Annotated in this window: 11 protein-coding genes and 1 tRNA gene; 7 read left to right on the top strand and 5 right to left on the bottom strand. The window is 60.6% G+C overall.

Annotated features, from left to right (window positions below):
* Positions 1-212: 212 nt before the first annotated feature.
* The 3 genes from QTA58_RS00375 (at position 213) to prfB (ending at position 5308) form a co-directional block, all read left to right on the top strand.
* Positions 213-1358: an N-acetylmuramoyl-L-alanine amidase gene (locus QTA58_RS00375; protein ID WP_289673303.1), complete on the top strand. Its 1146-nt coding sequence runs from the start codon at positions 213-215 to the stop codon at positions 1356-1358.
* Between the two features lie 252 nt (positions 1359-1610).
* On the top strand, positions 1611-4067 hold the full coding sequence (locus QTA58_RS00370; RefSeq protein WP_289671256.1) for a penicillin-binding protein 1A: 2457 nt from the start codon (positions 1611-1613) through the stop codon (positions 4065-4067).
* Between the two features lie 109 nt (positions 4068-4176).
* A protein-coding gene (gene prfB, locus QTA58_RS00365; protein ID WP_143531644.1) for a peptide chain release factor 2 occupies positions 4177-5308 on the top strand; the annotation gives its coding sequence in 2 pieces (ribosomal slippage) (positions 4177-4245 and positions 4247-5308; 1131 coding nt in all).
* 73 nt (positions 5309-5381) lie between these two features.
* Here prfB and QTA58_RS00360 read toward each other — a convergent pair.
* On the bottom strand, positions 5382-6587 hold the full coding sequence (locus QTA58_RS00360) for a multidrug effflux MFS transporter (RefSeq protein ID WP_085423117.1): 1206 nt from the start codon (positions 6585-6587) through the stop codon (positions 5382-5384).
* A gap of 168 nt (positions 6588-6755) precedes the next feature.
* Here QTA58_RS00360 and QTA58_RS00355 point away from each other — a divergent pair, with 168 nt between their 5' ends.
* Positions 6756-7412, top strand: a complete 657-nt coding sequence (locus QTA58_RS00355; protein ID WP_289671255.1) for a TetR/AcrR family transcriptional regulator — start codon at positions 6756-6758, stop codon at positions 7410-7412.
* 47 nt (positions 7413-7459) lie between these two features.
* Here the strand turns inward: QTA58_RS00355 and QTA58_RS00350 are convergent, their stop codons facing one another.
* Positions 7460-8233, bottom strand: coding sequence for an NAD kinase (locus tag QTA58_RS00350; RefSeq protein ID WP_085423119.1), 774 nt, complete (start codon positions 8231-8233; stop codon positions 7460-7462).
* A 254-nt stretch (positions 8234-8487) separates the two neighbouring features.
* On the opposite strand from QTA58_RS00350, the gene QTA58_RS00345 reads away from it, so the two are divergent.
* Positions 8488-8563: transfer RNA gene (locus QTA58_RS00345), tRNA-Thr, on the top strand.
* Between the two features lie 716 nt (positions 8564-9279).
* Here the strand turns inward: QTA58_RS00345 and QTA58_RS00340 are convergent.
* From QTA58_RS00340 to QTA58_RS00330, 3 genes are read right to left on the bottom strand one after another with little or no spacing between them, the layout of a single operon-like run.
* On the bottom strand, positions 9280-9501 hold the full coding sequence (locus tag QTA58_RS00340) for a hypothetical protein (protein WP_289671254.1): 222 nt from the start codon (positions 9499-9501) through the stop codon (positions 9280-9282).
* Entirely contained in the window at positions 9498-9983 is a 486-nt protein-coding gene (locus QTA58_RS00335; RefSeq protein WP_289671253.1) for a hypothetical protein, read from the bottom strand. Before QTA58_RS00335 ends, QTA58_RS00340 begins: the two co-directional genes overlap by 4 nt.
* A complete protein-coding gene (locus tag QTA58_RS00330; RefSeq protein WP_289671252.1) occupies positions 9980-10804 on the bottom strand; it encodes a hypothetical protein in 825 nt (274 codons plus the stop codon). The genes QTA58_RS00335 and QTA58_RS00330 overlap by 4 nt, the downstream gene beginning before the upstream one ends.
* Positions 10805-11344: 540 nt before the next feature.
* Here QTA58_RS00330 and QTA58_RS00325 point away from each other — a divergent pair.
* Positions 11345-11527 (top strand): helix-turn-helix domain-containing protein, encoded by a 183-nt coding sequence (locus QTA58_RS00325; protein ID WP_289671251.1) that lies wholly within the window; start codon positions 11345-11347, stop codon positions 11525-11527.
* Positions 11528-12142: 615 nt separating this feature from the next.
* Complete coding sequence (locus tag QTA58_RS00315; protein ID WP_289671249.1) at positions 12143-12739, top strand: hypothetical protein; 597 nt, start codon at positions 12143-12145, stop codon at positions 12737-12739.
* The last annotated feature ends 87 nt before the right edge of the window (positions 12740-12826 follow it).

Here is a 12826-nt window from a genome sequence, read left to right as displayed (position 1 = left end):
AACGGGTGGTTGATTCGCATTTTCCGACGTGCAAATGCCTTCTGGAGCGGGCACTTCGATGCGGATTTCCGATGGGCGGCGGGTTTTTGAATGCGAGTTTCGGTTTGAGGGCGGGTGTGAAGGCAAGCGCGGTTGAAGCCCGCGGCACGGGCCGGAATGGCGTTTTGGCGCGAATCGCTTTCGCGCTGCTGTTCCTCGCGGGCCTTGCCGCGATGGTTCCCGCTCCGGCGCGTTCGGCGGAAAAGCCGCTTCTCGCCTTTAGCGCACGGGTCGCCGGCGACGATGCGCGTACCCGGATCGTCATCGATTTCGAGCAGAAGCCGGAATTTTCGGTCCACTATGTCGCCGCGCCGGAGCGGGTGATCATCGATCTGCCGGCGACCGCCTTCGGTTTTCCGGCCGAAAACCTTTCCGCCCGCGGTCTCTTCAGGGATATCCGTTACGGAACGATGGACGAAACGAGCGCCCGCATCGTCCTGACGGCCCGGAAGCCCGTGAAGCTGGCTCTGGCCGAGGTTCAGCCGAACGACGACGGCAGCTATCGCCTCGTGCTGGATGCGGAGATGACCTCCGGGGAAGCCTTTGCCGAGCTCGTCAAGACGCAGAGCTGGGACATGCCCGCCGCGCCGGCTCGCGATCCGCTGGCGATGGTCGAGAAGGATGATGTCTTCACCGTCGCCGTCGATGCCGGTCACGGCGGTATCGATGCCGGCGCAACCGGGGCGGGAACGAAGACACCGGAAAAGACCATCACGCTCGCTTTCGCCAGGATACTTGCCGACCGGCTGAACAGGATCGACGGCGTCAAGGCTTTCCTGACCCGCGACGACGATACGTTCCTGTCCCTTTCCGAACGGGTCACGCTCGCCCGCCAGGGGCATGCGGATCTCTTCATTTCGCTGCATGCCGATACGCTGGCGCAGAAGGATATCCGCGGCGCGACCGTCTACACGCTTTCCGACAGGGCTTCCGACCGCATGGCGGAAAACCTCGCCGCCCGCGAAAACCTTTCCGACGAACTCGCCGGCTTCAGCATCAAGAGCGGCCCTCCGGAAGTGGCCGATATCCTGCTCGATCTGGCGCGGCGCGAAACGCAGGCCTTTTCGACCGCGCTGGCCGCCAATGTCGTCGAATCGTTCGAAGGTCAGGTCGGGCTCATCAACAACCCGCATCGTTACGCCGGTTTCCAGGTGCTCCGCGCGCCCGACATTCCGTCGGTGCTGCTGGAGCTCGGTTTCCTGTCCAACGAGGAGGATGAGAAGCTGCTGCTGGACGAATCCTGGCGCGGAAAGGTGGCCGAGCGCATTGCCGATGCGGTAAGGCGCTATCGCGACCGTGCGGTGCAGAACGGCGGTTGAACAGGCCTTCCGTGGCCGCGCCGCCACAGGCGTCCGCGGAATGTCGAGGCGCGGCGCGGAGGGGCGGGAAATCGCAAGCGGGAGCCCTATTTTACTCACATTCCGGCGGTTACTCGGTGGAAATCAGATGCGATGGATGACGGACGATTGATCCGCTTTCGCCTTGCGCTGCTTCAATCACCGTGCAAAACGCCTCAAACCATGCGATGGTATGTTCCATGCGCCGAATGAAAGCCGAACGGTAGCTCCGATATGGTCAGATTGATTGGTTATTTCTTTGGATTGGCCTGCGTGCTGTTTCTGGTCGTGGCTGCCGGTGTGGGCATTTACCTCGGCGGAATGACCAAGGATCTGCCGAACTACGAAGTGCTTGCATCCTACGAGCCGCCGGTCGCCACGCGCGTTCATGCCGGCAACGGCGCGCTGATGGCGGAATATGCCCGTGAACGGCGCCTCTTCCTGCCCATTCAGGCCGTGCCCGATCGCGTCAAGGCGGCTTTCCTTTCGGCGGAAGACAAGAATTTCTACAATCACTCGGGTATCGATCCCGCCGGTCTTGCGCGCGCGGTCGTTTCCAATATCCAGAATCTCGGCTCGGGCCGACGCCCGGAAGGCGCATCGACCATCACCCAGCAGGTGGCGAAGAACTTCCTTCTGACCTCCGACCAGACGATCGACCGCAAGGTCAAGGAAGCGATCCTCTCCTTCCGCATCGAGCAGACCTATTCGAAGGACAAGATCCTCGAACTCTATCTGAACGAGATCTTCTTCGGCCTGAATTCCTATGGCATCGCCGGCGCGGCGCTCACCTATTTCGACAAGGCGGTGACCGAACTGACGACGGCCGAGGCAGCCTATCTCGCGGCCCTTCCCAAGGGACCGGCCAACTACCATCCGTTCCGCCGGGAAAAGCAGGCGATCGAGCGCCGCAACTGGGTCATCGACCGCATGGCCGAGAACGGCTACATCACGCAGGCTGATGCGGACGAGGCCAAGCAGCAGCCGCTCGGGGTCAAGCAGCGCCGCAGCGGCACGCATCTCTTCGCCTCGGACTTCTTCTCGGAAGAAGTCCGACGCCAGATCATCGAACGCTATGGCGATAAGGCGCTTTACGAAGGCGGCCTTTCGGTGCGCACCTCGCTCGATCCCGACCTGCAGGTGATCGCGCGCCATACCCTCCAGAACGGTCTCGTGGAATACGACGAGCGGCGCGGCTTCCATGGCCCGATCGCCGAGATCGGCGTCGCGGGAGATTGGGGGCCGGAACTCGCAAAGCTGCCGTCTCTCCGCGACGTGCCGGAATGGAAGCTTGCGGTCGTCACCGACGTGTCGGCGAAGTCCGTATCGATCGGCCTGCAGCCCTCGACGGATGCGAACGGCAAGGTCGATCCCGCCCGCGAGACCGGCACGATTGCCGCCGAGGACATGAAATGGGCTTTTCGTGATGCGACCGGCGCCCGCAAGACGACGAAGTCGCCGGAAGGCGTGCTGAAGCCGGGCGACGTCGTCTATGCCGAACCGATCGACGCGGCGGCGAAGACGTACAGGCTCCGCCAGCCGCCGAAGGTCCAGGGCGGTCTCGTCGCCATGGACCCGAATACGGGCCGCGTGCTCGCCATGGTCGGCGGCTTCTCCTATGCGCAGTCGGAATTCAACCGCGCCACCCAGGCGATGCGTCAGCCGGGCTCTTCCTTCAAGCCGTTCGTCTATGCGGCCGCACTCGACAACGGCTATACGCCGGCATCCGTCATTCTCGACGCCCCGATCGAGGTCGTTTCGGGCGGCCAGGTCTGGAAGCCCGAGAACTACGGCGGGGAATCCGCCGGCCCCTCGACGCTGAGGACCGGCATCGAAAAGTCCCGCAACCAGATGACCGTGCGTCTCGCGCAGGACATGGGCATGGAACTGGTCGCCGAATATGCGGAGCGGTTCGGCATCTATGACAAGATGCTGCCGGTGCTCGCCATGTCTCTCGGCTCCGGCGAGACGACCGTCATGCGCATGGTGTCGGCCTATGCCGTGATCGCCAATGGCGGCAAGCAGATCAAGCCGACCGTCATCGACCGCATCCAGGACCGTTACGGCAAGACGATCTTCCGCCATGAGGAGCGCGCCTGCGACGGCTGCAACTACAATGAATGGGCCAATCAGGAAGAGCCGACGATCGTCGACAATCGCGAGCAGGTCCTCGACCCGATGACCGCCTACCAGATCACCTCGATGATGCAGGGCGTCGTCCAGCGCGGGACGGCCGCCGGCAAGATTCCGGTCAAGGATCGCGATGTCGCAGGCAAGACCGGCACCACCAACGACGAGAAGGACGCCTGGTTCGTGGGCTTCACCCCGAACCTCGTCGCCGGCCTCTATGTCGGCTACGACACCCCGACGCCGCTCGGCCGGGCCGGGACCGGCAGCGGGCTTGCCGCGCCGATCTTCGGCCAGTTCCTGGCGGAGGCCGCCAAGCTCATGCCGGCCGAAAAATTCCATGTGCCGGAGGGCATGCAGCTGATCGCCGTCAACCGCAAGACGGGCATGGGAGCGATGGAAGGCGAACCGGATACGATCGTCGAAGCGTTCAAGCCCGGCACCGGCCCGGCCGACGTCTTCCAGGTCATCGGCGATGGCGAATACATGACGCAGGACCAGATCTTCAGCAATTCGCCGCAGGCGCAGCAGGCCGTGACCTCCGGCATGCCGGGGCTGTTCTGATAATTCCACGACCGGTTTGCGGGCAGGTCCGGGCTTTACATCCGGGCCTCGGGCAACTATGTCCACGGCACCTTTAAATTCCAGACATAGAGAGTGAAGAACCAACGCCATGCGTGCGGAAATCATCAATGTAGTCGACGAAATCAAGCAGGCCATAAGCCTGCTGAGGAGGCATCTTTGACTGGGACCAGGCGGTAAGACGACTGGACTGGTTGAACAACAAGGCGGAGGATCCGAACCTCTGGAACGATGCCGCGGAAGCGCAGAAGCTGATGCGCGAGCGCCAGCAGCTCGAGGACGGCATCAGCGGCGTAAAAGCCCTCGAACAGCAGCTTTCCGACAATATCGAGCTGATTGAGCTCGGCGAGGAAGAGGGCGACGAGGCGATCGTCCGGGAAGCGGAGGACGCGCTGAAGGCGCTGAAGGCCGAAGCTGCCCGCCGCCAGGTCGAAGCCATGCTCTCCGGCGAGGCCGACGGCAACGACACCTATCTGGAAGTCCATTCCGGCGCCGGCGGCACGGAAAGCCAGGACTGGGCGAACATGCTTCTGCGCATGTACACCCGCTGGGCCGAACGCCAGCGTTTCAAGGTGGAGCTTCTGGAAGTCCATGACGGTGAAGAGGCGGGCATCAAGTCCGCGACGATCCTCGTCAAGGGCCACAACGCCTATGGCTGGCTGAAGACCGAATCGGGCGTCCACCGCCTGGTCCGCATCTCGCCCTATGACAGCAACGCGCGCCGGCACACCTCCTTCTCGTCGATCTGGGTCTATCCGGTCGTCGACGATTCGATCAATATCGAGATCAACGAGAGCGACTGCCGCATAGATACCTACCGGTCTTCGGGCGCGGGCGGCCAGCACGTCAACACGACCGACTCGGCGGTGCGCATCACGCATATCCCGTCGGGCATCGTCGTGCAGTGCCAACAGGAGCGCTCGCAGCACAAGAACCGTGCCAAGGCCTGGGACATGCTGCGCGCCCGCCTTTACGAGGCGGAGCTGAAGAAGCGCGAGGAAGCGGCCAACGCCGAAGCGGCCTCCAAGACGGATATCGGCTGGGGCCATCAGATCCGCTCCTACGTGCTGCAGCCCTATCAGCTCGTCAAGGACCTGCGCACCGGCATCGCCAGTACCGCACCTGACGACGTGCTGGACGGCGATCTGAACGAATTCATGGAAGCCGCGCTCGCCCACCGCATCAGCGGCAAGCCGGATGTCGAAGTCGCAGACGTGGACTAAGGCGTTTTGCAGAGACGAATGAAAGCGGCCGGGCTTTGCAGTCCGGCCGCTTTTTTGTTGCTTGGAGGGCAGTTCATTCCGCAGCAGCCGCCATGGCGGGCTGCCGGCTGCGCAGGACGACGATCGACAGCAGGAAGACGACGACCGAGCAGACGGCGATGACGGTGACCATGGGCAGCGAGGTCCCGTCGGCGAACAGGCCGCCGACGCCCACGACCACCGCCGAGGTGACGAACTGGATCGTGCCCATCATCGCCGAAGCCGTGCCGGCTATCCGTCCGTGATGTTCGAGCGCCAGCACCGCGGCCGTCGGGATGATCATACCGAGGAAGCCGTAGCCGCCGAAGAGAAACGCTGCCATGATGTCGAGCCGGTCGAGACCGAGGGATGTGACAAGCGCCAGCGTGACCATCATCGCCGCATAGCCGAGGACCGCGCCGCGGATCACCTTCCTGAGGCCGATCTTGCGGGACAGCCAGCCGTTCATCTGCGACATGCCGATGAAGGCAACCGCGTTGCAGGAGAAGACGACGCTGTAGAAGGACGGCGTGAGGCCATAGTGCTCGATCAGCACGAAGGAGGAATTGGCCACATAGATCATGTAGCTCGACATGCCGAAGGAGGCGATGAAGACGAGCCCGAGATAATAGGGATCCCTGAGCAACGTGCCGTAAGCCCTGAGCGCGCTGCCGACGCTGCTTTCGCTGCGGGCGGCGGGCAGGCGCGTTTCCTCAAGGAAGAAGAGGGCGACGACGAGGCCGACGGCGCCGGCGCCGACCATGACCCAGAAGATCAGCCGCCAGCTGCCGAAGACGGTGACGATGCTGCCGGCGAGGGGCGCGAGGATAGGCGAGACGCTGAAGACCAGCATCAGCCGCGACATGAGCTGGGCCGCGGCCGGGCCGGTATGCAGGTCGCGGACGATGGCGCGGGAGATGACGACGCCGGCGCAGGCGCCCATGCCCTGGAGAAAGCGGAAGGCGATCAGCCACTCGATCGACGGCGAGAGCGCGCAGCCGATCGCGCCGACGGCATAGAGGCCGAGCCCCGCATAGAGCGGCGGCTTGCGGCCGAACATGTCGGACAGGGGACCATAGACGATCTGCGAAACGGCCATGGCGGCGAAGAAGGAGATCAGGCTCGCCTGAACCGCATGGCTGTCGGCATTCAGGTTGGCGCTGATGGTGGGAAGAGCTGGAAGATACATGTCGAGGGCGAAAAGCCCGATAGCGGAGAGCAGCCCGAGCGACAGGGCATGCGAAGGAGCTCTGCTTTGCATTGGAAAAAACCTTTCCCGTCACCACATCTGCCGTGATACGGCAGGACGGAGGACGATTATGGGAGCTGATTATGAAAGCCGGCCGAGATGGGAGGATGGGCGCACGCAATCATGTAAAAGATTTTGGACACGATTGTCCAATCCGTCAAGTGCCGATATGGTAATGTCATGAAAAATTCGTCTGCCGAACTTACGCGCGATCACGACACCTGGCCTCCGGCGCAGAACAAGCGCCAGGCGATCCTCAATGCCGCGGCCGATGTTTTCGCCGAACAGGGCTTTGCCGGCGCCAGCATCGACGCGATCGCGGCAAGGGCAGGGGTCTCGCGCCAGACGATCTACAACCAGCTGGGCGACAAGGATAATCTCTTCAAGGTCGTCGTCGCCGAGATTACCGACCGGTCCAGCGCCGGTTTCTTCCGTGTGCTCGACACGTTCCCCGTCGCGCCGCAGGATCTGGAAAAGGAGCTGACCGCCTTTTCGGCGCAGCTTCTGCGCAAGGCGATCTGCGATCCGAACGGCCGCTGGCTGCGCAAGCTGGTGGAGACGGAGGGTGCCCGGTTTCCCGAGCTTTTCGAGACCTGGAAGGAATACGGGCCCGGCAAGAAATATCCGGCCATCGCCGCACGCCTTGCCCAGCTCGCCCATGCCGGTTATCTCGACATCGACGATCCGGCGCTCGCCGCCCGCCAGTACATGGCGCTTCTCGCGACCGACCTTCGCTACGACCAGCAGCTCGGAAGGCAGACGCCGGACACCGAGATCGATCGGATGGCGGCGAATGCGACCAACACTTTTCTGCGCGCCTTCGCCCGCAGATCCTGACCCTTACGTAAGGTTGGGCATTGGCCTCGAGCCGGCTTGACGTCGGGTCAGTTGTTGAACTGTTCGGCGAGGATCCGGTCCGACCATGAATGGTCCGGATCGGACAGAATGCGCGCGGTCACCTCGGCCGACTGCGCCACCCGCACATGCAGCACGGATTTGACCTCGACATTGTCGGCGACCGCGTTGACCGGCCGCTTGTCCGGTTCGAGGATGTCGAGATCGACACAGACATGGTTCGGCAGCAGCGCGCCGCGCCAACGCCGTGGGCGGAAGGCCGAAACCGGCGTCATGGCGAGCAGCGGCGCTTCGAGCGGCAGGATCGGCCCGTGAGCGGAGAGATTGTAGGCGGTGGAGCCGGCAGGGGTTGCGATCATCAGGCCGTCGCAGATGAGCTCCTCCAGCCGCACGTGGCCGTCGATTTCCACCTTGAGTTTGGCTGCCTGATAGGACTGCCGGAAGAGGTAGACTTCGTTGATGGCGAGCGCGATGGATGTGGAGCCGTCCTCGTTGGTGGTCGTCATCTTCAGCGGGTGGAATTCGTTCTCGACGGCCGCTTCGATGCGGTCGTGGAGTTTCTCCGTGCGGTAGTTGTTCATCAGGAAGCCGACCGAGCCGCGGTTCATGCCGTAGACGCTCTTTCCGGTATTGATCGTCTCGCGCAGCGTCTGCAGCATGAAGCCGTCGCCGCCGAGCGCCACGATCACGTCGGCTTCCTCGGTAGGCACATTGCCGTAGAGGCGCACCAGTTCTTCCAGTCCGGACTGCGCTTCCGGTCCGGTGGAAGCGATGAAGGAAAGCTTTTTGGGCTGGGACGACATGAACGGGCCTTTGACGGTGCCGCTGCCCGACTGGGCGCGCTGGGGGACGCTGTAACCGGTTGACCTAACACGATCCTGTGACAGGACCATGCCGACGTGACGGTCTTTGGTACAGGAAAAACCGGTTCCTGGACAAGCGTCTTGGCATGCCGAAGCGGCTTGGATTTCCCCAGACATGGCGTCCCGGTTTAAACCATAATGGCGATTTTCCCTTTACAGGAGGGGAAAATCTGGTAACTCCCCGTCTCGAAAGTGCCCTTGTAGCTCAGTTGGTAGAGCACCTGATTTGTAATCAGGGGGTCGCGGGTTCGAACCCTGCCGGGGGCACCAATAAATTCAACTGGTTAATCATCGCTCAAATTTGAGCTTACCCCTGGGGGTAACGCGTGGGGTAACGGTCGTAGAGGAGTCGTCAACTTTGCGACTCCTCGAATGCTGGTTGACGTAAGCGAAAAGTTTTCGTTTGCGTCCCCACGGCCTGTGGCCGCGTCTGTCTCCGCCGAGAAAAACGTAGTGGACAAGTTGTCCGTTACGTCCCCGCGCCCCCCATAACCGCGTTGGCTGGAACGGCGGAAAAGTTTTCCGCCGTCGCGTTTCCTTTGCCACCGGCTACATCAGCGGTCGTCGCGCTGCCATTCTGCGCGTGTCGCTCGTGGCACTCTCAATTCTAGCGCTGCCTCAACAGTGGCGCGGTCCTCTTGCGTAAGTTCGAGTTGATCGAGCCGGTAGGATGCGTTTTCCCAAAACACGATCCGGTGATTCACAGGCATCTTAGTGCGGATCGATCCCAGGTAAGCAATCTGGCGTTGGCGAGGGGGAAGCCCTGGCCCAGGACGATGGCTTTCGACAAGGCGCGCGAGGAGCGAATCGCCCAGACTGGGGCTTCTGCTTTTCTTGCGGACAGACCATTTCACAAACATTGTAGTGCCCACGTTTCCGACAAGTTTGCCATATCGTGGGCACTACGCGATGTCAATCTTTTGCGTGTCATAACTGTTTCAGCAAAGGACGCACTCGCCAAGTTGGCGTTTGCGTCTCCGCGGCCCTTAATTTTTGAACTGGCCTTGTACGAGTTCCCTTTTGCTCCGTTCGCAATTTGCAGCCAAGCCAAAGACGGAAGGCATATCGTCCGCTGGGTTCATCTCCTTCCCAACTAGGTGAAACGTTGCGCAGGATTTGTGCTTGTCGCAGGCAAGGCATGAAAGGAAGACGGACAGCTTCGCAAGGCTCGCGGGTGACAGGCTGGCAAGTTTGTCGCTGATATTCATCGCCGGGTCTCCTTCGTCTTGCGGATCGGGTGGGCCTCCAGGAATGCCTCGTCCTTAATGATGAACTCGTTCAATTGCTCGTGGGTGATGCACCCGCGCCAGCTCGCTTCGTCGGCAAGTCTCCGTTTTTTCCATTCAATCGCCGCTTGATCTGGCGCGGGGGCTCGGAGCTGTGCCGCCGTCGCCGCTCGCATCTTTTGCATCAGGTCGGATAACCTGTGAGAGAACATGTCCTCGTCCTGTTCAGTCATTTCCTGTCCCGCTACGTCTCGGTCGAAGATGTAAATGGCGAAGTGCAGTTGATAGCGCGCTGACCAGAGACCAAGCGTGGCTTTCGCTTTCTTCCATTCGACGTAGCGGGCCTCGCGAGCCATCCGGTTGTATTCGATGTCGGCCAGAATCTCTTCGGACAGAGGCTCCATCAGGCGGTGCATGAACCGGTCGAGCTGCTTACGGCCCTTTGCGGAAATGGTCGTCCTCATGCCTGCTCTCCCGCAATGCGAAGGATCGACTGAGCGAGGCAAACTCCAATGTCCACGGACTTGCCCTTATCGTCTTTGACCGAGAAGAGGGTTAGGTATCCGTTCCCGATTTCGTGAGCCCTTGCCATTACCTGGGCCTTGATGATGATGCCGATCATCGATGTTTCCGACACGCTCACGACTTGCTTGATGAGTTCCATGAGGGCGAACTCTGCTTCGAGGTAGCGCTTGGTCGCGGCTTCGACGCCGGACGCCGCACGGATGCGCTGGCACTGTGCCTCGTAGTCGCGGGCAACGCCGATAAGCTCATAATCCTCCGCAAGCTTTACCTCCCACTGCTCCCGTGTAAGGCGCTGAACCTTCTTTCGATGGGCGAATGTCTTGTTCCTAAGGATGCCCTCTGCAAATCGGATATCGTACGCGATGTCCTCGACGCTACGGACGCAGCGTCCTCGTGACCCGCTGTATGGCGAGCCACCTTGAACAGCGTGGCCCTGCAGGTCGCGTTCGTAGTTGTCTGTATTCCAGCCGTTGTAAACCAGAGCCTCCGGTGCGGCCGGCCATTTCGGCGACCATTCGTTGACGATCTGCTGAAGAGCGGCACGCGCGGCGACCAATTCGTCGGCCATCGCATGCCATTGATCGCCAAGGCGGACGAGTTCAGGATTTTCCTGCGCGGACGTGACCACGGCTGACGCGGCCGCGTCGGGGGCGGTCATAGCCGCAGCGGTCGCGGATGCAGCGGCAAGGCCCATAAGCAGGCGGCGGCGGTGAATGCTAGGCAAGCCTTCGGCGGCTGCCTGAACGAGTGCGTTAGGCATGGTGATCTCCGATCTTGTGAAAAGCGCTAACGCCGCTTGTAACTTACTGAAAACTGCGTTAACTTGCGTTTAACATAAGTTATGTATGAGCAGGGCGCAAGAGAAAACTTACGAAAAAGGAAAGTTATGATATCCCCTGCACAATGTCGTGCCGCGCGCGCGTTGCTAGAATGGACCCAGGCGGACCTTGCCGAGAAGGTGTCACTGAGTGCCGTTTCGATCCGAGCTTTCGAGAAAGGAGGGGAGATGCGCGACTCAAATCGAAAACTTTTACGCATGACGTTCGAAGACGCGGGAGTGGTTTTCATAGCTGAGAATGGCGGCGGTGCGGGAGTTCGACTTGCGAAGCCCGGCGTCAAGTAATCGCATCCGGGCAATAGTGGAACTAAGACGGGGAATGCATAATTTTATGTATGTCCCCGATTTATTTGGGGAATAAAGGGTGAACGCCGGTCGCGAGGATTCATTTCCTTTCGCGAAAATGCTATATCAATCATGTGTCCAACAGGATTCACGCTCGGACGAAAGGAGTAATGCTGCATGACGTATTTAACGGCCGCTCAGGTAAGGGAGCGGTTCAAGATAAGTGACCCGACTTTGTATCGTTGGACTAGAGATCCAGGTCTCAAGTTTCCTCAACCGCTTAAGATCAAGCGCCGGAAGCTATTCGATGAAGCGAAGTTGAACGAATGGGAGCGGTCCCGCTCCGGGGAGGCTGCATGACCGGCCTCACAAACGAAAAGCAGCAGGGTCCACGCCGGCAAGCACAGAACCCTGCTGCTCAAAACGAAACGCTTTTCCAGCGTTCCCCCTCCATCAATGACAGGATCATCAATGGCGACTCCCATTAGACCGCAGCATTCCCTCCGAGTCCAGATTCTTGACGACAATAACCGACCGAGTGGCCTTCCGATCACAGTTATTGGTCGCGAAAGCTGGACCCTTCGCAAGCTAATTGGAGCTGGCGAACGAGGCATCTCCTCCCTGGATAATATCGGCCCAAGAATTTCCCACTACGTCTGGAAGCTCCGGGGCTATGGATTGGCAATTGAGACAATCCAGGAGAGACACGGCGGCGAATTTCCGGGAATCCATGCTCGCTATAAATTGTGCAGCAAACTTGAAGTGCTGTCAGACGCCAAGAGGGTCGCTGCTTGATGACAGCCCCTCACGAGGACCCGAAGGTTAGCGCAGCGGCGCGTTGGCTTTCCCAGCAGTCCAGCCCCCCTCGTAACGTTATTCGCGTAATCCGCGAACAATTTCAGCTCTCCGCTTGGCAGGCCTGCGAAGCCTGCCGAGTTGCCCAGTCAATCCGCGATCCGCGAGGGATACCAGCAGATGCCAGAATTTAATCCTCGCGACAAAAGCCGTACCACGCGCGGCAAGACGTTCAATGAAATCCGCAAGAATAGCAGACCCCCTTCACAAGGCGCTGCTAGCGCAGATAGCTCGCAGCGATGGCAGTGGTTGACGGTCGAACTTCTTTCGTCGCCAGCCTTCCGCACCCTAAGCCCGAACGCGTCTAGGGCATTCTTCAGGATCATTATCGAGCATGCAGCACACGGGGCTTTGGAGAACGGAAAACTAATCGTCACGCACCCCCAGTTCGTGGAGCACGGCGTAACGGGCGAGTACGTGGCCGACGCGATTGATGAGCTTGAATACAAGGGCCTCATCAAGATTAAACGCGGCCGTGCGGGCGCCGGAACGGCTCACCCCAATCTCTATACGCTGACGTTCAGCGGTGATTACGAGGGTGCACCCGCAACGAACGAGTGGCGGAAATGCTCTCTGGAAAGATGCCGACGATGGGACGAGGTTGATCGCAAAATTGCGAAAGCTAACCGAGAAAAGTTGGGCCGAAAGAAAATAGCCTCACTTCGGAATCCCGAAATGCGCCCGCTTCGGAATCCCGAAATGCGCAAGGCTGGATGAGGTTTGTTGATGGATAAAAGGTCAACGAATTCAAAGCTGCAGCCAATTTCGGGATTCCGAAATGCTATACATATTATGGGCAGGAGG

It is taken from the genome of Neorhizobium sp. CSC1952 (genome assembly GCF_030378245.1).
GTDB lineage: Bacteria > Pseudomonadota > Alphaproteobacteria > Rhizobiales > Rhizobiaceae > Neorhizobium > Neorhizobium oryzae_A.
This window is presented reverse-complemented; position numbering and strand designations above follow the sequence as displayed.